Origin of the sequence: Vogesella mureinivorans, assembly GCF_007644035.1 — a bacterium.
Classification (GTDB): domain Bacteria; phylum Pseudomonadota; class Gammaproteobacteria; order Burkholderiales; family Chromobacteriaceae; genus Vogesella; species Vogesella mureinivorans.
In genome coordinates this window covers 1-298 of sequence record NZ_VMTV02001096.1, presented here as the reverse complement: position 1 = coordinate 298, position 298 = coordinate 1, and the positions used below count along the sequence as shown (strand labels likewise).

General features: G+C 62.4%; 1 pseudogene. It reads right to left on the bottom strand.

Annotated features, from left to right (window positions below):
- Nucleotides 1-298, bottom strand: a pseudogene (narH, locus tag FLQ44_RS22910) (nitrate reductase subunit beta); the annotation flags it as partial.

The following is a 298-nucleotide window of genomic DNA, read 5'->3' as shown; positions in this document are numbered from 1 at the left end:
GAACTCCCCGCCGAGGATTTCCTCCCAGTTGGGGCCCCATTCGATCTTCTCCATCCGCTTGCCCGTTATCTGCGAACGGGGCCTCGCGGTGGGGAAGTGCTTCATCTCCGGGGCCGTCTGCAGGTGGCCGTAATCGAAGTCGAACGGCTCATAGTAGTCGTCGATCTCGGGCAGATCGGGGTTGGCGAAGATCTTGGCCAGGATGCGCCATTTGGCGCCCATGCGCGGCTCGATCTTGCCGTTGGGCTTGCGCCGCCAGCCGCCGTTCCACTTCTTCTGGTTCTCCCATTCCTTGGGA